Source organism: Bacillus sp. NP157 (genome assembly GCA_018889975.1).
Lineage (GTDB): Bacteria > Pseudomonadota > Gammaproteobacteria > Xanthomonadales > Rhodanobacteraceae > Luteibacter.
The window spans coordinates 1,389,770-1,410,021 of sequence record CP076546.1; the positions used below are offsets into that span (position 1 = coordinate 1,389,770).

A 20,252-nucleotide genomic window follows, 5' to 3' on the forward strand; every position below is an offset into this window, starting at 1 on the left:
TCGCCTTGCCGCGCGCGCTTGGACCGGTGCGCTCGGCCCTGCGGCCCCATGCAGGTGGCCGAACCGTTTAGGCTATCCGCAACCGTCGATCGCAACGTGTATAACGTTATGGTTGACGGGTGCAAGACACCCGCGACGCTGACGGTTCCGTCGCCATTCCGAGACTGCCAAGGCCCGGCCATCCATCCCGTGATCCGCATCCTGTCTTCCATTGCGTTTGCGCTGGCCATGCTCTGGGCTCCCAAGGCGACGCCTGCGGACGATGCAGGCGCAGGTCCAATCGACGCGGAGGAATACGTCCACCAGTCATGGACGATGCGCGACGGGGCACCACCTGCCATTTGTGCGATCGCGCAGGGACCGGATGGCTACCTGTGGCTCGGGACTGGCCTGGGGCTCTACCGATTCGACGGCATCGAATTCAGCCGCTACCAGCCAGCATCCGGGCAACACCTGGTCGCGAAGAACATCACCGCGCTACTGTTCTCGCGTGAGGGAGGGCTTTGGATCGGATCGTATGAAGGCGGCGCCACCTACCTCAAGGACGGCCGGCTGCAATCGTGGACCACTCGCGATGGCATGCCTCCCGGCTGGGTGAACACGTTCGCGGAAGGGCCTGATGGGGAGACCTGGGTGGCCACCGGGCGCGGCCTTGGCCGCTTTGAAGCCGGCCATTGGCAGCAGGTTGGCAGCGACTGGGGTTACGACGGCCAGGCCGCGGACTGGGCGGCGTTCGATCGGCAGGGAACACTCTGGGTCGCCACAGGATCCCGCCTCGTATACCTGCCCTTGCACGCACGGCAATTCCAGGTGACACAGGTGCTGCTTTCACCCGCGGCCAGCATTGCCGTCGCCCCCGACGGTACGATCTGGGTGACAGACCGGATTCACGGCACCCGCGTGGTCGACGTGACCCGGGTAGGCGGACCCGCCGCAAATGAGCCGACGCCTGCCGCGTCCCAGCGGATCCATGCCGCTTCGCGGATGGCCTTCGACCCCGCTGGCGGGCTGTGGGCCACTGCCGTGGACAATGCATCCGTCTTCCATGTCCAGCGGGACGGACGGCCCGCTCCGGGCGCATCGGTTGGAGACGCCGCCATCGCCGACGTATTCCCGTCCCCCCTGCTGCTGTCCTCGAACACGGCCATCCCTGTCGCCGTGGACCACGAGGGCACGATATGGGTCGGTACTGGCGTAGGGATCGACAGCTATCATCGCAGCCCGATCGGCCAACTGCGTGATGCACGCCTCGATACAACCCACCTCGGCATGGCCGTGGACGCGGAAGGGCACCTCTGGGTGTCCAGTGCGAACAGTGTCTTCGCACTACGTGGTAACGCCCTGGTCCCTATCGCCGCCGGACTGCCCGACACGATCGGGAGCCTTGCCTTCGATCATGCTGGCGTTTTGTGGATCATCGGCTACCACGACCTGTTCCGGATGCGAGACGGGGCGCCCGAAAAGCTGGCATTGCCGAACCAGTCGTTGGCATCGCGGATAAATTTCGTCGCACCGGGCGTTGGCGGTGCCTTATGGGCGTCCATCGAAGGGCTTGGAATCTATCGTCTCGACGGGAATCGCTGGTCTTCGTGGACACCACGAACACGGGGGCTCGAAACGAGCCCGACGACAGGCTGGATCGACACCGATGGGGCCATGTGGTTCGGATATGCCGATGGCACGATTCTCCACGTGGATCGCGCGGGCAATGAATTCGCATACCACTTTCCCCCTGGCAATGAGATCGGCACGGTCACCAGCATCGGGAAGGGTGCGGCCGGGTTGCTCATTGGCGGTACAGCGGGCATCGCTTCCCTCGCCAACGGACAGCTTTACTCGATAACCGACAAGACCCTCCCGCTGCTCTCGGGCATTACGGGGATGATCCAGGAAGACAACGGTGATACCTGGCTCAACACGGGCCGCGGCATTGTCCGATACACGCACGCCGAGCTGGCACGGGCCTTCACCGATCCCACGTATCGGCCGGAGGCGCAGGGTTTCGATTTCAGGGACGGGATACTCGGTAGTGCGAGGCAGGGTAAGCCCGTCGGCACCATGCAACGCGATGCGGAAGGTCGACTCTGGTTCCTGACGAACGAAAACCTCTACTGGTTCAAGCCCCCGTGGCGACGCGACAACCTTGGACCACCTCCCGTGCATGTCAAGGCCGTCATCGCCGACGGGCGTCGGATCGAACCCGGCGAGGGCGTCACGCTGCAAGCCGGCACGACGTCCCTGCAGGTGGATTACACGGCGCTCAGCTTCGCATCCCCCACCCGGCTTCGCTTTCGTTACATGCTGGAAGGAGAAGACAGCACGTGGGTCGAGGCACGGTCGCGTCGCCAGGCGTACTACACCAACCTCGGCCCAGGTCACTATACCTTCCGGGTCATGGCCTCGAACGACCAGGGCCTCTGGAGCGAGCGGGAAGCGAAGATCGGGATCGTCATTCCGCCACGCTTCTACCAGGCGTGGTGGTTCCATGCAGGCATCGCCGTGCTCCTGGCGCTTGCCGTGGCGCTGGTATATGCAAGGCATGTGCGGCACGTCACGAGGACGATCCGCTTGCAGGCCGATGCTCGCCATGAGGAGCGCGAGCGAATCGCACGCGAACTCCACGATACGCTGCTGCAGGCGATCTACGGCATCGTGCTGAAATTCCAGGCCATCGTCGCGGCGATCCCCGACGGCGACCCGCTGAAGAAGAGTATGCGGGGCACGCTCAAGATCGCCAGCGACTTCATCGTCGAAGGGCGAAATCGCGTTCGCGACCTGCGCATGCGCCTGTTGACGACCAGCGCCCTCGGCGATGCCGTGGTGGACCTGCTGGAGAGCCTCCGCGACGCAGAGTCCGTCGTTTTCGAGAGCCAGGTCGCGGTGGTGGACCAGCCCATCGATCCGGCGACGGCCGAAGAAATACTCGCCATATGCCGGGAAAGCCTGGTCAATGCGGTTCGTCATGCGAAGGCATCGCGCATCGATGTGTCGCTTCGCTCCACGCGCGAGGGGATATTCCTGACGGTGAGCGACGATGGCGTAGGTATCGATCCCGAAGCACTGGCCACGACGCACGCAGGGAAATGGGGCATAGCCGGCATGCGCGAGCGCGCCATGCGCGTGGGCGGCGACCTGTCCATCCACTCGGTGCCCGGCAAGACCTGTATCGAGCTGGTTGCACCCTTGCGGCCAGCGCCGCCCCATGCAAGGCACCGGCCGGCATCTCGGTAGCGGCGGCCAACTCATATCGCTGCGGCAAAACCCGAACTGGATCACGGTCGCGTGGCGGCCATCGTCACGAATAGCCCCGCCTTCACGCGAATTCACCAGGATTAACATGCCTCGCGGCCACCCCGCTGTTACAACGCGGCGTCTGCCCATGCCGGGTAAAGGGGAATCGCATGAAATCGCTTCGCGCCGCCATCGCGGCACTGTGCGCCATTGGCCTTCCATATGCCGCGAGTACGCAGGCCAGCACGGTCGTCATACCCGTCGAAGTGCTTTCGAACGGCACGAACGGCGTTCCCGTCGTCGTACCCGTCCAGCTTTCACTCGAGACCGGGGACATCGAGCGCGCCACCGAGCTCTACGTGGTCTGTAGCCGCTGCGGACGCTACGGTGCACCGGAATTCCTCCACACGTTTTTCCCGATTCCGGCGAATACGGCGAGCATGCGTTTGCTTGGCGGGGTCTCTTCACCAGCCGCCCAGGCTGGGATACCCTGGATGGATATTGCCGATGCCAACGTGGGCCTTCCCATCGAGGAACGTCTTGCCGGTGGCGTGAACGGTGGCTTCTACACGGTGCATGCCATCATTCCGCTCACCGATGAGATGCGCAAACGACTCGTTTCGGGCGCGGCTGCCAACACCATCGAGTTCCGCTTCAATGGCACTGATGGCATGACCAACGGCTTTCGCATCGTCGATATTGCCTTCCGTGACGCCGGGCATCGTCGCCTGGGCCATAACGACCTGGTCCAGGCGGACCCGTTGGTCGAGCACAAAGCCGGAGCCGTACATACCGGCGACGCCGACCGTGGTCAGGCGCTGTGGGCCTCCGGACACCTGCTCAAGTCCAAGCTGGTGCATCTTCCGATCAACGCCACCTGCGGTTCGTGCCATGCCAGCCACGGCCAGGACCTGCAGTATTTCAACTACTCCGACCATGCCATCGAGCAGCGCGCGCAGTACCACGGCTTCTCGGCCGAGCAGGCGCGACAGGTTCGCGCGTACATCCGTTACGCCAATCGGGACCTGCCTTACGCGCCGAACGCACGCCCGTACAATCCCCCGTACCAGCCTGGCCCCGGGCTGGACATGAAGGATGTCAGCCAGTGGGCCGCGGGAGCGGGGCTCGATGCCGTGGTGACCACGGCCGCCGATGCGGCGCGAGCTGCCTTCGGCAAGGATGCCACCGCGCTTACGCAGGCGGACGTCGATCGCACGATGAGCGCGAACGCGACACTGAATACGCGCGAGACCGCCCTGCCCCTGCAATTGCCTGACTGGAACGCCTGGCTGCCCACCATTGCACCCGAGGATGTCTGGCCAACGACGGGTGGATCCGGGCGTGGCTCGTTCTTCGCCGGCGCGACCTTCGCCGATGGTGGCTTCACCGACCCATGGGGCAAGTACAACGGCATCCTGACGCGGCTCAGCAGCCTCGCGCCGACGACGGGCCCCACGCACGACTGGGCGCTGGTCAGGCAGGCAGACCGTACGTCGCTACGAATGCAGTTCTTCCTGTGGGGAGCGGATGTCTACGCCTTCCTCGGCGGCCAGCGAGGCAACCACATCAAGGGCGGCGGACTTCGCTGGGGCGCCGAGGAAGGCGCGCTCTACCTTGAAGGGATCGCCGATTCGACCCACAAGGGCGCGGGCATGAGCGGACCCTACTCCCACGAAGCCTTCGTGGAACGCGCCGTCAGCAGCCTCCTGCAGTGGAACATCGTCAAGCAGTGGGAGATCGTGCACGATGCGAACCTGGAAGGCGACCAGCAGCTGATGTTCGGCGACACCGTCGACGGAGCATGGGTGCCGCGTGGCGAGCGACGTGGCTGGATGTTCAATGCTGCCGGTGTGTTCTACGTGGCACCCCACATGATGTACCAGAAGGAAACCCTGCCGGACGGCAAGGTCCGCGAAAGCCGGTTTGCCTGGGAAACCAGCGTGCCGGCGTCGGTCTACCGCACCAATGCCTGGTACCAGCTGCAGATGGTGATCAACGCCGGGGCACAGGACAAATTCGGAAACCTGACGGTGGACTGGCCGTACGCCTTCGATTTCGACCAGCAGGCCGTCGATGAACTGGTCGCCGATGGCGCGACCGACGCAGCCGCCGCCCAGGCCATTCGGCTGCTGCAGGCGCACGTCAAGGCTGCCCAGTACGTGAACAACCATATCCTCATCAACGATCCGGACCAGCCCGATCTCCTGCGCAACCCAGGTTTCGGTTCCAAGGCGATGGCCGACAAGCACCTGACGCCCGCCTATTACGTCGACTACCGTGACCCGCTGGAGCCCGTGAGCCGGTTTCGCCTGCTGGACACGATTGCTCCCGGTCTCCAGCTGAAGACAGTGAACGGGGCCATCCTCGAGACCAATGAGCTCTATTCGATGACGGATGTCGGCGCATGGCGACGTTGCGCACCCCCAGGTGTCAGCACGTCATTCGGCAACGACGAGGCGATGGCGGGCTTCGCCTTCTGTCTCGATGAAGCGCCACGCGCACTGCCGCTGGACAGGAAGGGTAACGCCTACCTGCCCTGGTACTTCCGAACGCTTTACCAGAACACGATATGGGGCTACGCGTCGGCACGGGCCCTCGGTGCAGAGCCATCGCGCATGGCTACCTGGCTAAACTGGATCCAGCGCGCGTGGCCCGGATATACCCTGCCCACCATCACGCAATCGAACTGATGCCTGCGTCGGCGCCTGGCCGGGCAGCCTGTCCACGTCGGCAACGAAGCAATAGCCGCGTCCGGCGACGGTAGCGATGTACCGCTCGCCGACGCGCATGTCACCGAGCGCGCGGCGGAGGTTTGCGATCTGGACCCGTATGTTCGAGTCCACGACGATCAGACCCGGCCACGCCGCGCGCATCATCTCCCGCGGGGTGACCACGCTCCCCGGATGCTCGACCAGTGCGACGAGCAAGTCGAACGCGCGACTGCCGAGCGGAACCTCGGCACCCTCGCACGACAGCGATCGTTCTTGCGGTATCAAGCGAAATGAACCGAATACGAAGGCATCATTCATCACGGCATTCCTCATTATGTCCGGTGTGCCGCATCCAGCGGATTGAGATGGCTCAAGCTAAGACCGTCCAGCCGCCGCTGCTTGGACATTCGAAGCAGCGCCTGCACCGCTGGAGCAACGATGGCTCCGGCGATCACGCGACGGCAGTGGGAGTGCACTGACCGGCTTCGGCGGCCCGACGCAGCCACGCGGCGAGAGCACGCACAACCCCAGCCGAACCGTTCCCTTTCAGGTGGGCGAGGATGAGCGGCAGTGCATCGCCCGCGACGTTGGGGAGCACGCGGATGAGCTTACCCGCGCACAGATCGTCGCTGACCTCGAGCAGCGGACGGAAGGCAATCCCGTGACCCTGCATCGCCCAGCGCCGGACCAGGTCGCCGTCGTCCGTGCACCAAGCGCCGCGAACGGGCAGCCCTACCCTCCCCCTGCCGGTCGTAAACTGCCAGGTTTCGGTACTGTCCGCCGTCGCGGTGATGCACGCGTGCCGTGCAAGGTCTTCCAGCGACGCAGGATCGCCGTAGGCGGACAGATACCCGGGTGAGGCCACGAGCACGCGTTCACTGTGCGAAGCGATGACATCGCATGCCACGCTCGCGTCGACCCTCGTACCGTAGCGCAGCAACGCATCCGCACGTGCCATTTCGCCTGCTCCAACGCAGAGGCGCACGCGCAGGCGCGGGTGCCTGCGGTGGAAGGTCGCGAGCCATGGTGCGAGAAACGCCCGACCGACCCCGGCCGCGACGCCGATGGCCAGGTCACCTTCGAAGTCCTGGGCCTGCGTGCGAACGCTGTCGCGACCCAGTCGAACTGCCGACAACATATTCCGTGCGAGCGGCAAGTACAGCTCGCCTTTTCGCGATAAGCGGACGTGCCTGGTATTGCGGATGAACAGGTCCACCCCGAGCGCCGCCTCGAGCCGCTTGATCGCCACGCTTGCCTGGGCCGGCAAAAGACCCTCGGTGCGCGCAGCCGCGCTGAAGCTACCCGATACAGCGACCGCGATGAACAAGCCAATGTCGTCCAGTCGAATCATCTATTCGCTACCCGCGGTTCTTTGCTTGTTCCAAGCCTACGGACGAGGACCTGTCAATGGACAGACCCGGACGGCCATGGGCGCTCCCCCTGCACGTTGGGCGAATTTCCCCCTATTTGGGTATTGCACCCGGGTCACCGAAGGGCACCCAATGCGCTATCGTTGCCCGGAATCGGTGGGGGGCATGCATGTCAGGAAAGCACGAAGAATCCAAGCAAATTCGCGTGCTCATTACGGATGATCATCCCGTGATGCGCCATGGATTGCGGGCGGCTGTGTCGGTAGAACCCGATATGGGCCTGGCCGGGGAAGCATCCAACGGACGGGAGGCGGTAGACAAGTATCGTGAGCTACGTCCCGACGTCGTACTGATGGACCTGCAGATGCCGGGCATGGACGGTCTCGAGGCTATCAGCACCATCCGCGCCGAGTTTCCGGATGCGAACATCATCGTATTGACGAGCTATCCTGGGGATGCGCGGATCATGCGCGCCCTGATGCTCGGCGCGACATCTTACCTCCTCAAGTCCGCCAGCCTTGACGAAATCATTCGCGCGATCCGATCGTCGCTGGTCGGTCGCCATGTGGTTCACCCCGATGCAGCCCACGATCTCGCGCGCCACGCAGGCTCGGAGGCGCTCACCGATAAGGAGATCAGCGTGCTCAAGCTGGTCGCCAACGGGCAAAGCAATAAAGCCATCGCGCAGGCACTCAGCGTGTCGGAGGAAACGGTCAAGTCGCGCCTGCATAGCATCACCGGCAAGCTCGGCGCGCTGGACAGGACGCACGCGGTAATGATCGCCATCCAGCGTGGATTCCTCCAGCCCTAGGCGCGATTGAAACAGGCAAGCCATGACCCAACGATGTTGGCATCATGCGGCTCGCCACCGGCCTGAATCCGCCGCCATGTTTCGCCTCAGCGACCTGACACTTTTTACGCGCGTTGCCGTACTGGGGAGTTTTACGGCGACCGCCAACGAGGCTGACCTTGAACCAGCGCAGGTCAGTGCCGCCGTGCGGCGCCTCGAGCAGGAACTCGGCGTGGCCCTGCTCGTGCGACATGGTCGATCCGTCCGTCTCACCGAGGAGGGCGAGCGCTACCTTCCCCATGCCGGCGACATCCTCCTCCGGCTGCGCGAAAGCATGGACCTGCTGATCGCCGATGACGAGCGGCCAGTGCAAGCGACGCTGCGCATCGCCGTGCCGACCGACCTTGGCAGGAACCTGCTCATGGCCTGGCTCGCTGCCTTCCGGAACGCCTATCCAGGCATCCAGCTGCAAGTGGCGGTAAGCGATGAGGACGTCGACCTTTTCAACGATCCCTTCGACGCCGCCATTCGCTATGGCGTGCCTTCCGACGGCAACCACGTCTCGCTAGCGCTGGCGCGCCACAACCGACGCGCACTGGTGGCCTCGGCCGAATACCTCGCTGTGCACGGGCGCCCGGAAAGTCCCGCGGACCTCGTCCACCATGCGTGCCTGGTCGATGTCGCGGGTGGACGGATTCGAAACCGCTGGCAGTTCCCCGGTGCGGAACCGCGGTTCGTCGACGTAGCGGCGCATCGATCGAGCAATGACGCCGAGCTGGTCCGGCACTGGGCCATCGCAGGCGATGGCATCGCCTATAAGTCGTGGCTGGACGTCTCATGCGACGTGGAGGCAGGCCGGCTGATCGTCCTCATGCCCGACGTTCCAGGCGACCCGGCACCGCTCAACCTTGCCTGCGCCACGCGACGACAGTTTCTTCCGGCCGTACGCCGGCTGCACGCATGGATCGCCGAAGCGGCCGTGGCACACCTGTCCAGCCACCCGGTACCGATGCCCGCCGTTTACCCCTGATTACCGGACAAGACTTGTCCGGCCGGATGCCTGTTTTCGGCACTTACTTCTGGCGAGCATGAGCCGTCACCCTGACGGAGTGCTTCGATGAACGCCCTTCCCGCTACCATGCCCCATGACGCCTCGGTTCGCGATTGCATGTTCCTCCTGCGTGCTGCCATCGAGGAGTTCGATCAGGATCTCGCGCTGACCCGCCAGCGCATTCTCCGTGCAGCGTATCTCCTGGGGCTCAAGCCAGCGCCTGCTCCTGTCGCCGTGGGCGGAACGCTGCCGTTCCCCCCGCGGAAGCGGGAGGCCGTATATAACTTCATTCAGCAGAACCTCGATCGACCGATCTATGTCGTCGAACTGGCTGAGCACCTGGACGTGAGCACGAGCCATTTCTGTCGTGCCTTCAAGGCGAGCTTTGGCATGTCCACGCACAGGTACATCGTCGAGCAGCGGCTCAAACAAGCCGTCGAACTGATGCGCACCACCACCATGCCACTTACGGACATTGCCCTTGAGACCGGGTTATGCGACCAGTCACACCTGAGCAACCTGTTCCGACGGCACTTCGGTGACTCACCGAGCCGCTGGCGGCGGCAGCATTCCTGACGAACCACGGGCAACGACGTTGACCACTTTTTACCGGAATTAACCTCGCCAGCAAGGCGAAGTCCGGTAAAAAAGCGTGGCCTCCCGTTAAGCGCCTCGCATCCCTCGCCACGTCGCTCCTGAATGCCTGGAACGGCCAGCGGAATCGTCCCATGACCCAAGCCCATATTTTTGGCGCGTTTCGCCTTACTCCCCAGGCGCGCCGCCTGGAGCGCGACGGTATCGATGTGTGCATCGGTAGCCGCGCCTTTGACATGCTTGTCGCGCTGGTCGAGCGCCCCGGGCAGGTCCTGTCACGCCGCGACCTGATGGCGGCGGCATGGCCCGGCCTTGTCGTTGAAGAATCGAATGTCCGGGTCCAGGTGGCGAACCTGCGTCGTGCAGTGGGCTGCGGCGAGTCGGGTATCCGTCACATCGCCAGCATCGCGGGCCGAGGGTATGCGTTCGTGACGAAGGTAGAGCGGGTAACCATCGACGATGCGCACCACGGCGATGCATTCGCTGGCGAGAGGCAGGACCGGGTGCTCGATCGCCTGTCGATCTTCGACACGTCCTTCTCGCTGGCCGAGGCCATCGCCGTGGCCGCCTTCGGGCCTGTCGGCGCACGTGACGTAGCCGAAGCCGTCGCGGGTTTCGTCAGCAAGGCGTTCTTGCTGGCAACGGCCGGGGACGGTAGCCCAGCCTATCGCCTGGAGCCAGGCATCGCTGCGCCGGCCCGGGCGCGCCTGACGGCCCACCGCGACTATGCACAGGTCGCCGAGCGCCTGGCATTGATCGAGCACGACAAGCGACCCAGCGCTGCTTACTCGGGCACGGCCTGCCCTGTGTCACGCTCAACCTGTTCGTAGTGCGCGGCGAGGTCTCGTCCAGCACGCAGGGCGAACGAGCGCGCCCCCATGGCCTGCGCAAGTTGGAGAGCCCGGTCGAAACAGGCCCTGGCTTCGACGCTATCGCCATTTTTCGCGCATAGCCTTCCCCTGACGCGCCAGACTTCGGCCTGGCACCAGAATTCGCACTGCGCGTCCATGCGTGACCTGGCCAGGTCCACGGCTTTGTGCGCCGTGTTTACATTTCCGTATCCAAGCGCCGCTTCCGCCAGCATCGCGGCGTACATGGGGACGCGAACGACGAAACGGCTAGCGATCAATGCGGCGATCGCCTCCTCCATCGTGGCGATGCCCCTGGCGTCGCCACGCGCCGACTGGATAGCCCCTTGATAGAACCTTCCGACCGGGGTCCATATGCCCAGTCCACGCTGGTTGAGCCTGTCGGTCAAAGCGCGCAGGTGATCGCTGGCCTCGTCGAGAAGCCCGTTCCAGACAGTTACCGGGAGCGCCGCCTGTGCGAGCGCGTTGGCGTGGGACGCAGCGTGATCCAGCGCCGAGGCCCGTTCGAGCGCCATGTGCGCATAGGCCAGCGCCTGTGCAGGATCGCCGGCAACCCAGGCTGGCGTCGATAGCGAAACATATAGCCCGACCTGGCGATCAATCTGGAATCGGGCCAGGCGTGCGCGCGCATCACCGACCGCATGGCCCGTCATCATCCTGTGTAGACCGTCCAGCGCCCCACGCAGATCCCCGGCATAGAACGTCGTGTTGCAGCGAAGGCGCTCGCCATCCGGCATGGCAGCCGCATCGTTGCTGGCCACGGCACTGGCCTGGAACCTTACGAGCGTAGCCAATGCGTTCCGGTGATGGCCGGTGAAGCTTTGGTAGACGGCCAGGCCCCATAGCGCCCTAAGCTCGTAGTCAGCATCCCTGGATGCCACGGCTAGGCGGAGGCATGCCTGCCAGGCCTCTTCGGAAGCCGGCGCGAGGTGCTCCGCGTAAGTCAGCCCCCAGGCGCGAGAGGTCATGAGTTTCAACACCACCACATGGCCAGCCGCCTCGAGGGCCGTCGGGTGCGAAAGCGCCTGCTCGATCCGTTGCCTGCTTTCAGCGATGGACGAAAGTTCATCCCACAACGGGATGGCCGCGGCCGTCAGGCGTACGCCGAGTTCGGCGCGGCAACCCTCGCCCAGCGACCAGTCGATCGCTTGCCGCAGGTCGTTCATCCGGTGCCCATAGCTGTGCGTCCACTCCTCGCCTGGTCGCCAGCGCCATTCGTCTTCGGCTCGGGTAAACACCGCCAACATGGAATCGGCATGTGCTTCCATGCTGGATTGACGCTCGCCATGCTCGCGCAGCTTGCCGGCGGCATACCAACGCACGGTGTCCAGGAGCCGGTATTCGATCCCCCTCGCCTGCCAGCGCCTGGCGACCAGCGACTTCGATACGAGCGACTCGGTGAGCGACGCGACTGCCTCAGGCGGAAGGCCGAGCGGCGACGAGACGGCGGCGAGGTCGCCCAGCGAGAATCCCCCCATGAACACCGACATGACGCGCAGGAGCCGTGCCTCCTGGCGCGATAACAGCCGGTAACTCCATGCCAAAGTGGCGGCCAGGGTGCGCTGGCGAGAGGGGACACCGGGATCGCGACTGCCCAGCGCATCGAGGCTCGCCGCTAATTGCGCGTCGAGTGCCATCGGGGACAAGGTGGTCGTCCGCGATGCCGCAAGCTCGATCGCCAGGGGAAGGCCATCGACGCGCTTGCAGATGCGAGCCACCGAGGGAACGTCCGCGTGGGTGAGGATGTATCCACTGGCTTCGTGCGCACGGCGCACGAAGAGCTGCACCGAGGCACCCGACATGGCCGACGCCATCGACTGCCCTTCCCGACCGTCCACTACGGCGAGCGGCGGCAGCATGAACGTCGTCTCCATCGCGCAATGCAGTGGCTCCCGGCTGGTCGCGAGCAAGGTCACATCGGGGAGAGCTGCGTACAATTGCTCGGCAAGGGTAGCTACCGCGCTGCGCAGGTGCTCGCAGTTATCGAGCAGGATGATGACGCGACGCGCAGCAAGCGCCTCAACCACGCCAAGGACCAAGTTCTCCATGCTCGCCCCCACGCCGAGCGCCGTGGCAACGGCCGGCGTCACAAGCTGGGAGTCCGTCACGGACGCCAGGTCGACGAAGCAGGCGCCGTCGCTCCATGCCGCACCGGGATAGCTGGCGACCGCGATCGCGACAGTCGTCTTGCCTACGCCGGCGGGGCCAGTGATCGTGACGAGCCGGTTGTCGTCAAGCAGCCCCAGTATGGATTCGATGTGTCCGTCACGGCCGACGATCCCCTGGCTTGGCGGCAGCTCACCCGCAGTCGGGCTCGTCAGCTGGATATATTCGTCGTGCACGGGTACCGCGAAGCGGTAGCCACGACCAGGAACCGATACGATGGACGGTAGCACGGTGTCGTGGGAAGCCAGTGCACGGCGCAAGGCGGCAATGTTGACCTTGAGGTTCGCGTCGTGCACATAGGTTCGCGGCCATGCTGCGCGCATCAACTCGTCCTTCGTAACGATGCCACCTGCCCGTTCAAGCAGGATCCGAAGAAGGTCGAGCGCGCGCACGCCGACGCGAACGCGGGACATCCCCCGGAGAAGGAGCTGGCGACCCGGCACGTAGCGGAAATCGCCGAAGCGCCTCACCAGCTCGCGGCCCCTCGCAACCGCCGTGATCGGCAGCTCTTGCGCAACGATGTCCCGCCGGCCTGGCCGATTGTCGCCGAGGCGTTCGACAGGCACGGCGAAGCGATAGCCGCGTCCCGGGCATGTCTCGATGTAGGGCCTATCCATGCCGGACGGACCGAGCGCCTTGCGCAACGCCGCCATGTGCACCTTTAGACTACCGGCCTCGACGACGGTCGTCGGCCACGCCTTCGCGAGCAGCTCCGCCTTGGAAACCGGATCGCCGGCGTGGGCAAGAAGCGCCTCCAGGATATCGAACGCCCGGCTGCCGATCGGTACGGGCGAGTCGCCACGCAGGAGCAGCTGCCGGCAGGGCAGGAACTGGTAGGGGCCGAACCGAAAGCCGTGCCCGGCGCCGTCGTCGCGCAGAGCCGTCATGGACCGTTTCCTTATTGGCGAGGCAGGAACTTACTACACGCCAGCGCGCACGAGACGCTGGATGACGGCTGGTTCACGACACTTCACAAGATTTGACGATCGCATGTTCATTTTTCGCGCCGACCCTGTGGCAGGGCCGGTGGTCTCAGGGCTTTGATATCTCTTCGACCGGTACCAATTCATCAGTGGCGATCAGTGCAAGCCGACGGTCCGTATCGTCGTCGGGTGTGCGGCCGGTTCCATCCCACGAATCGATGAAGTAGGCCACGGAAAGTGCGCGATCACGCTCGCATACCAGCACACCGTAGCGATCGGCCGGCTCGGAAGGCGTCTCACGCACATCCGCACACTCGGTGTGCAAGCGCGGGAAATATCCGTAGACGAATCGAAGGCCGGGATCGGGATTGTCGCCGCGGAGCAACCGCAATGCGCGGTCACCCGTCTGCGCCGTCGGGCGCACGTTGGCCCTCGATGTCACGGCGTTGCTGCAAGCAGCGAGCATGAGGATCGCGAAGATAGCGAGGGCGGCGGCAGCCGCGATGACGCAGCGCTCACTGGTGGACGTTGTCACGGCATGCATCTTGATCAACCTCGCGGGCAACTCGTCATGGGGATTCGTCTTCACCATACGACCGCTCGTCGTTGCGCCACTTGTGTAATCCAGCCAGGCATCCTTGCAAACGCTCACCAGTCCATGAAGGCCTGTCGCGAACGGTGAATTCTGGTGAAGCCCGTCCCGGATGGATGCTTCCGAAAGGTATCGTGTCGCTATCGGCGATCGCGTGTCGCTCGCCAAGCGTGCGCATACCCTGCCACCTGCCCCTTCCTCTCAACGGTTCCCGGAGTCTACAAATCCTATGCCCAGGTTCCTCGCCTTCCTTTCATCGCTGCTCCTCGCCGGCGCGGCGTTCGGATCGACCACGCCTTCGTACTTCGATTCACCCCGCGAGCAACGTCCGCTCGATGGCGGCGTGCAGATGGTCACCATCGACACACCCAAGGGCCACTTTCGCGTCTGGACCAAGCGCGTTGGCAATAACCCGCGCATCAAGGTACTCCTGCTGCATGGCGGCCCCGGGATGACGCACGAATACCTCGAGGTATTCGACAGCTTCCTTCCGCGGGAGGGTATCGAGTACATCTACTATGACCAGCTCGGCTCAGCGTACAGCGACCAACCGAAGGACGAATCGCTTTGGGAATTGCCACGCTTCGTCGAAGAAGTCGAGCAGGTCCGCCAGGCGCTGCACCTGGACCACGACAACTTCTACCTTTACGGGCACTCGTGGGGCGGCATACTCGCCATCGAGTACGCCCTGAAGTACCAGCGGCATCTCAAGGGGCTGATCATCTCCGACATGATGGATAGCGCGCCTGCCTACATACGCTATGCAAAGGATGTACTCCAGCTCGCCATGGACCCTGTGAAGTTGGCAGAGGTGAAGAAGCTCGAGGCCGAAGGTCGCACCGAAGACCCGGCCTACATGGCGCTCCTCATCCCGATGCACTACGAACAGCACATCCTACGGATCCCCGCCAGCGAGTGGCCCGAACCCGTGCTTCGATCGTTCGCCCACGTTAACCACCAGATCTACGTTTCCATGCAAGGGCCTAGCGAACTGGGTTTGAGTGGCAAGCTCGAGACGTGGGATCGAAGTGGCGACCTGAAGCGCATCACGGTTCCGACCCTGGTCATCGGCGCCACCCATGACACCATGGACCCCGCCTATCTGGCTGGAATGGCACGCCGCCTGCCCCGCGGTCGATTCCTGCTGTGCGCCAATGGCTCCCACCTATCGATTTACGACGACCAGCAGGCGTATTTCGGAGGACTGGTGCGGTTCCTGAAGGACGTCGATGCCGGGGGTCGGATCTAAGACGCGCACGCCCCAAGTCGGCAGGCCCACCGCCCTCGGCGGTCGTTTGACGCATCGGCTGGCGCGTCCGTCCAAGACCGCGGCGCGTCCCGCTGCCATCGTCCGGAACGACTCCCTCCGAGCGAGGCACCGTGAACATCTCCCCCGACGCGCTCTTGCTTGCCCGGTGGCAGTTCGCCTTCACCGTGTCCTTCCACATCATTTTCCCGGCCATCAGCATTGGCCTGGCATCGTTCCTGGCCGTGCTCGAAGGGCTCTGGCTGAAGACCCGGAAGCCGGTCTACAAGGACCTGTTCTTTTTCTGGTCGAAGATCTTCGCCGTGGGTTTCGGCATGGGTGTCGTCTCGGGCGTAGTGCTCAGCTACGAGTTCGGCGCGAACTGGTCGGGCTTCTCCCTCGTGGCCGGCGCCATCACCGGCCCGCTGCTCGCGTACGAAGTGATGACGGCGTTCTTCCTGGAGGCCGGCTTCCTCGGGATCATGCTGTTCGGCTGGACCCGGGTCGGGCCACGGGCGCACTTCTTCGCCACCTGCATGGTCGCCGTGGGCACGCTCATCTCCACGTTCTGGATCCTGTCGTCCAACAGCTGGATGCAGACGCCACAGGGCTACGCGATCGCCAACGGCCGCATCGTCCCGGTCGACTGGCTCGCCGTGATCTTGAACCCGTCGTTCCCCTATCGCCTCGTCCACATGACCCTGGCCGCGTTCATCGTGGCGGCGATGCTCGTCGGCTCGTGTGCCGCGTGGCACCTGTTGCGTGGCCGCCAGGATCCGGCGATCCGCAAGTCGCTGTCCATGGCGCTGTGGATGTCGCTGGTGGTGGTGCCCATCCAGATTTTCGTCGGCGATGCGCACGGCCTGAACACACGCAAATACCAGCCGGCGAAGATCGCCGCCATCGAAGGCCTCTGGGAGACCGAGCGCGGTGGCACCTCGCTCAACCTCGTCGGCTGGCCGGACATGGCGCATGAGACCACGCGCTACGCGGTGAAGGTGCCGCACCTGGGCAGCCTGCTGCTCACGCACAGCTGGGACGGTGAGATCCAGGGCCTGAAGAGCTTCGCCCCGGAAGACCGACCGAACTCGACCATCGTGTTCTGGAGCTTCCGCACGATGGTCGGCATGGGCGTGCTGATGCTGCTGCTCGCCTTCCTCGGCCTGCTGCTCCGTCGTGGTGGGCGCCTCTACGACGCAAGGTGGTTCCTGCGCTTCGCCTTCGCGATGGGCCCATCCGGCCTCATCGCCCTGGTCGCCGGCTGGGTCACCACGGAAGCCGGACGCCAGCCCTGGGTCGTCTACGGCATCCTGCGCACGCGCGACGCCGCGTCGCCGCTGACGGTCGACCAGGTGGGCACGTCGCTGATGATCTTCATCATCGTGTACTTCCTGGTCTTCGGCACCGGCATCTATTACATGCTGAAGCTGATGGCCACCGGCCCGAACCTGCCGCGCGACCAGCGCGAGATCGATACGCAGGACACGGGCCGCGGACGCGATCGCTTCGACCATCGTCCGCTATCCCGCCCCACCGACCCCATCGACGAGTAACGAGCATGGCTATCGACCTTCCCATCGCGTGGGCTGTGATCATTGGCTTCGGGGTGTTCCTGTACGTGGCGCTGGACGGCTTCGACCTGGGCATCGGCCTGCTCTTCCCCCTTTTCAACCATCCCGGCGACCGCGAGGTGATGTTCAACACGGTCGCCCCGGTGTGGGACGGCAACGAGACCTGGATGGTGCTCGGTGGCGCGTCGCTGTACGCCGCCTTCCCCGTCGCCTATTCGGTGCTGTTGCCAGCGACCTACCTGCCCATCGTCGCCATGCTGTGCGGCCTGATCTTCCGTGGCGTGGCCTTCGAGATCCGGGCCAAGGCACGGCGCACCCAACACCTGTGGGACCTTGCCTTCATGCTCGGCTCGGGCGTGGCCACCTTCGCGCAGGGCGTGATCCTGGGCACCCTCCTCAACGGGATCCCCATTCGCGACGGCCAGTACGCGGGCGGCCCCTTCGACTGGTTCTCGCCGTTCAACCTGTTCACCGGGCTGGGCCTGCTGGTGACCTATGCCACGCTGGGCTGCGGCTGGCTACTGATCAAGACCGGTGGCGACCTGCACCGGCGGATGCGGCTGGTGATGTGGCCGCTTTGCATCCTGCTCGGCGCGGCCATCGGCATCGTGAGCCTCTGGACCATTTCGGCGCAGCCGGCGGTCGTCGCGCGCTGGTTCAGCCGGCCCAACCTGTTCTTCTTCCTGCCGGTGCCGGTGCTCGTGCTGGTGTCGCTGGCCGGCATCTTCGCCGGCCTGCGCCGCGGCAAGGACCACATTCCATTCCTGCTGACGCTGGCGATCCTGTTCCTGGGCTACACCGGCTTCCTCATCAGCATCTTCCCAAACATCATCCCGCCGTCGCTGGATATCTGGGCGGCATCATCGCCGCCATCGAGCCAGCTGTTCGCCCTGGTCGGCGCACTGGTCATCATCCCGATCATCCTTGCCTACAACGGGATGGCCTACTGGGTGTTCCGCGGCAAGGTCGACATCAACGACAGCGGGTATCACTGATGATCGTCTCGCCGCGGACACGCCAGGCGGCCTGGTTCATTACGCTATACGTGGGCGGCGTCCTTGCCGTGTTCCTCGTTGCCGGCGTGATCCACCTGGCGTTCGCGGCGCGCTAGCCACGGTCAGGACGCCTGCAGCGCCTTGCCGTCCGACAATCCGGCATCCGCGCGTTCGGCCAGCAGCGAACTCGCCAGCTGGATCAGCGACGACAGCCCGTTGCCGCCGACATCGGCACCACCCAGCGAGATCTTCGGCACGATGGCGACATGCCCGTCGCGGATCGCCTCGGCGAATTGCGCGCCCAGCGTGTTGACCAGCTGCAGCCGGGCACCCTCGCCGGTCAAGGCCTGCGACTTGGCCTGGATCGCCTCGGCTTCGGCCTTGCCCACGGCGGCGATCGCCGAGGCACGGCCATCGCCTTCAGCCGTCAGGCGACGGCGTTCGGCATCCGCGTCGATGCCGATCACGTTCGCACGCTTGCTCGCCTCGACTACGTTCGCCTCACCGACGTTCTTCTTGATCTCGATGTGGATCACCGAATTGGTCAGCTCGGCCTGGATGTCGGTCTTCGCACGTGCCTCGCGCAACGAACGCTCCTTCACCGCCGACTGTTCCTGCAGTTCGAAGGTGGCCACCTGCTCGATCGCGACCTGGCGATCGCGCAGCTGGTTGAGCAAGGTATCGATGCGCGCGCCCGATGCATTGCCCGTGCTTCCGTGCGGCGTGCCGATCAGCACTTCCTGTAGCTCCAGGTTATAGGCGGCGAAGCGCTCCATCATTTCGACGCTGGCCACGCGCTGGATATCCGCGCGATTCTGGATCAGCTGGATCAGGGTCCGGGTCTGGCCGATGTTCTTGAAATAGGCGCTCACCATCGGGTCCAGCGTCTGGTCGACCAGGCGCTTGATGTCGCCGAAGCGCTGCACCACCAGCGGTGCCTTGCGGTAGTCGATGTGCACGACGACCGACAGCGGCAGCAAGGGCTCGAAGGCGTCCTTGGTGATCAGCGAGACCTCGGACAGGTTCTCGTCGAACTTGTGCACGTTGGTCACTTCAGGCGTCCACTTCAGGATGAAGTTGGTCGTCGGCACCATCTGGATCTTGCCGGCATAGGTGTTGAAGGCGTACTTGCCCGGCAGCAGCGGTTCCTTCCACACGCCGCGGCACGCACTGTCGACCAGCTCGCCGTGCGAATAACCCTCGCCCGAGCGATCGGTGCCGGCCTTGCCGATGTACGACACGACCACGCCGACGAAGCCGACCGGCACCACGGTCTTGGCAATGAAGTCCACCGTGGCGAACAGGCGGTTGATGTAGTACGTGCCCTCGACCAGCACCTGGTGCTGGCGACCGCGGTTACCGCCGGCGCGCAGGAACGCGTCGATGTTCTGGAAGTTGTTGTGGAAGGTGGTTTTGTCGGCGACGTCCTCGCCCACGCGCGGGGCGACGATTTCATCCGGCGGTAGCACCGGGCCGTCGTGCACCGTGACGACGCCGAGCATGTCGTTGGCCGTGTCGTCGGCATCGGCCGAGGCCTTTTCGCGACGGCCGCCGATGATCACCGGCGAGAAGCCGCCGCGCTCGTTGAGCACGCTGCCCATGTGGTCGATGGTGCCGCGCTCTTCCTCGGACAGCAGCAGACCGTGCACGCGCGAGGCGGTGATGATCGCGAACTGCGCGACGTTGAAGGCGTAGGTACCTTCGCGGAGGATCGTACGCTGCGGGCCTTTCTGGCCGCCGGCACGCAGGAACGCGGCGACGTCCTCGATGCCCGGGGGCACCGTGCGGCCCAGCGCCTGGCCTTCCTCCAGGTCATGGCCGTCGCGGGCAAAGACATAGCCGATCTCGCCCTGCGGGATCGTCACGAGGTCGACCTTATGCACGCGGTACTGGAACGGCGTGAAGTAATGCAGGCCACCGCGCAGTACGGTGGGCTGGTAACCCACTTCGCCGTTGAGGGCGATGAGTCCGCGGGTGACCGAAGGCGCGCCCCACAGGCGTTCGACCACGCCGACGCGGTCGTTGGGGATGTAGACGATGACGCGGGAAGCAACGACGAGCACGATCAGTACGACAACGGCGACTGCGATAGCAATAAGCCAGGTCATGGCTGAGTGTCCTTGGTGAGGATGAAGAGCCGCCA

14 protein-coding genes are annotated in these 20,252 nt (G+C 64.6%); 9 read left to right on the forward strand and 5 right to left on the reverse strand.

Annotation, left to right across the window (positions count from 1 at the left end):
* Positions 1-189: 189 nt before the first annotated feature.
* Both KPL74_06275 and KPL74_06280 read left to right on the forward strand, forming a co-directional pair.
* Positions 190-3,231 carry a hypothetical protein gene (locus KPL74_06275; GenBank protein QWT21608.1) on the forward strand — a complete coding sequence of 1,014 codons (3,042 nt, stop codon included), beginning with the start codon at positions 190-192 and terminating at the stop codon, positions 3,229-3,231.
* Positions 3,232-3,401: 170 nt separating this feature from the next.
* On the forward strand, positions 3,402-5,921 hold the full coding sequence (locus tag KPL74_06280) for a hypothetical protein (protein ID QWT21609.1): 2,520 nt from the start codon (positions 3,402-3,404) through the stop codon (positions 5,919-5,921).
* Here the strand turns inward: KPL74_06280 and KPL74_06285 are convergent.
* Positions 5,859-6,260: a transcriptional regulator gene (locus KPL74_06285; protein ID QWT21610.1), complete on the reverse strand. Its 402-nt coding sequence runs from the start codon at positions 6,258-6,260 to the stop codon at positions 5,859-5,861. The genes KPL74_06280 and KPL74_06285 overlap by 63 nt on opposite strands.
* Before the next feature lie 133 nt (positions 6,261-6,393).
* The gene (locus KPL74_06290; protein ID QWT21611.1) at positions 6,394-7,293 is read right to left on the reverse strand and encodes a LysR family transcriptional regulator; all 900 of its coding nucleotides are present in this window, start codon (positions 7,291-7,293) and stop codon (positions 6,394-6,396) included.
* 188 nt (positions 7,294-7,481) lie between these two features.
* Between KPL74_06290 and KPL74_06295 the strand changes: the two genes are divergently transcribed.
* From KPL74_06295 to KPL74_06310, 4 genes are all read left to right on the forward strand, one after another.
* Positions 7,482-8,123, forward strand: coding sequence for a response regulator transcription factor (locus KPL74_06295; protein QWT21612.1), 642 nt, complete (start codon positions 7,482-7,484; stop codon positions 8,121-8,123).
* 76 nt (positions 8,124-8,199) lie between these two features.
* Positions 8,200-9,132, forward strand: a complete 933-nt coding sequence (locus tag KPL74_06300; GenBank protein QWT21613.1) for a LysR family transcriptional regulator — start codon at positions 8,200-8,202, stop codon at positions 9,130-9,132.
* An 87-nt stretch (positions 9,133-9,219) separates the two neighbouring features.
* Positions 9,220-9,729, forward strand: coding sequence for a helix-turn-helix domain-containing protein (locus KPL74_06305; GenBank protein ID QWT21614.1), 510 nt, complete (start codon positions 9,220-9,222; stop codon positions 9,727-9,729).
* 152 nt (positions 9,730-9,881) lie between these two features.
* On the forward strand, positions 9,882-10,577 hold the full coding sequence (locus KPL74_06310) for a transcriptional regulator (protein QWT21615.1): 696 nt from the start codon (positions 9,882-9,884) through the stop codon (positions 10,575-10,577).
* Here the strand turns inward: KPL74_06310 and KPL74_06315 are convergent.
* Together KPL74_06315 and KPL74_06320 are read right to left on the reverse strand one after the other, a co-directional pair.
* Entirely contained in the window at positions 10,532-13,669 is a 3,138-nt protein-coding gene (locus KPL74_06315; GenBank protein QWT21616.1) for a helix-turn-helix transcriptional regulator, read from the reverse strand. The genes KPL74_06310 and KPL74_06315 overlap by 46 nt on opposite strands.
* Positions 13,670-13,814: 145 nt before the next feature.
* Positions 13,815-14,297: a hypothetical protein gene (locus tag KPL74_06320; GenBank protein QWT21617.1), complete on the reverse strand. Its 483-nt coding sequence runs from the start codon at positions 14,295-14,297 to the stop codon at positions 13,815-13,817.
* A 229-nt stretch (positions 14,298-14,526) separates the two neighbouring features.
* Between KPL74_06320 and KPL74_06325 the strand changes: the two genes are divergently transcribed.
* The 3 genes from KPL74_06325 (at position 14,527) to cydB (ending at position 18,109) form a co-directional block, all read left to right on the forward strand.
* A complete protein-coding gene (locus tag KPL74_06325) occupies positions 14,527-15,546 on the forward strand; it encodes a proline iminopeptidase-family hydrolase (GenBank protein QWT22583.1) in 1,020 nt (339 codons plus the stop codon).
* A gap of 137 nt (positions 15,547-15,683) precedes the next feature.
* A complete protein-coding gene (locus tag KPL74_06330) occupies positions 15,684-17,096 on the forward strand; it encodes a cytochrome ubiquinol oxidase subunit I (protein ID QWT22584.1) in 1,413 nt (470 codons plus the stop codon).
* Between the two features lie 5 nt (positions 17,097-17,101).
* Positions 17,102-18,109 carry a cytochrome d ubiquinol oxidase subunit II gene (gene cydB / locus KPL74_06335; protein QWT21618.1) on the forward strand — a complete coding sequence of 336 codons (1,008 nt, stop codon included), beginning with the start codon at positions 17,102-17,104 and terminating at the stop codon, positions 18,107-18,109.
* 122 nt (positions 18,110-18,231) lie between these two features.
* Here the strand turns inward: cydB and KPL74_06340 are convergent, their stop codons facing one another.
* Positions 18,232-20,217, reverse strand: coding sequence for a hypothetical protein (locus KPL74_06340; GenBank protein ID QWT21619.1), 1,986 nt, complete (start codon positions 20,215-20,217; stop codon positions 18,232-18,234).
* Positions 20,218-20,252 lie beyond the last annotated feature (35 nt).

What these genes read in the sequence shown, in the direction of transcription:
- KPL74_06280 (QWT21609.1), top strand. Translation starts at nt 3,402, where the DNA reads ATGAAATCGCTTCGCGCCGCCATCGCGGCACTGTGCGCCATTGGCCTT.
- KPL74_06285 (QWT21610.1), bottom strand. Translation starts at nt 6,260, where the DNA reads ATGAATGATGCCTTCGTATTCGGTTCATTTCGCTTGATACCGCAAGAA.
- KPL74_06290 (QWT21611.1), bottom strand. Translation starts at nt 7,293, where the DNA reads ATGATTCGACTGGACGACATTGGCTTGTTCATCGCGGTCGCTGTATCG.
- KPL74_06295 (QWT21612.1), top strand. Translation starts at nt 7,482, where the DNA reads ATGTCAGGAAAGCACGAAGAATCCAAGCAAATTCGCGTGCTCATTACG.
- KPL74_06300 (QWT21613.1), top strand. Translation starts at nt 8,200, where the DNA reads ATGTTTCGCCTCAGCGACCTGACACTTTTTACGCGCGTTGCCGTACTG.
- KPL74_06305 (QWT21614.1), top strand. Translation starts at nt 9,220, where the DNA reads ATGAACGCCCTTCCCGCTACCATGCCCCATGACGCCTCGGTTCGCGAT.
- KPL74_06310 (QWT21615.1), top strand. Translation starts at nt 9,882, where the DNA reads ATGACCCAAGCCCATATTTTTGGCGCGTTTCGCCTTACTCCCCAGGCG.
- KPL74_06315 (QWT21616.1), bottom strand. Translation starts at nt 13,669, where the DNA reads ATGACGGCTCTGCGCGACGACGGCGCCGGGCACGGCTTTCGGTTCGGC.
- KPL74_06320 (QWT21617.1), bottom strand. Translation starts at nt 14,297, where the DNA reads ATGGTGAAGACGAATCCCCATGACGAGTTGCCCGCGAGGTTGATCAAG.
- KPL74_06325 (QWT22583.1), top strand. Translation starts at nt 14,527, where the DNA reads ATGCCCAGGTTCCTCGCCTTCCTTTCATCGCTGCTCCTCGCCGGCGCG.
- cydB (QWT21618.1), top strand. Translation starts at nt 17,102, where the DNA reads ATGGCTATCGACCTTCCCATCGCGTGGGCTGTGATCATTGGCTTCGGG.
- KPL74_06340 (QWT21619.1), bottom strand. Translation starts at nt 20,217, where the DNA reads ATGACCTGGCTTATTGCTATCGCAGTCGCCGTTGTCGTACTGATCGTG.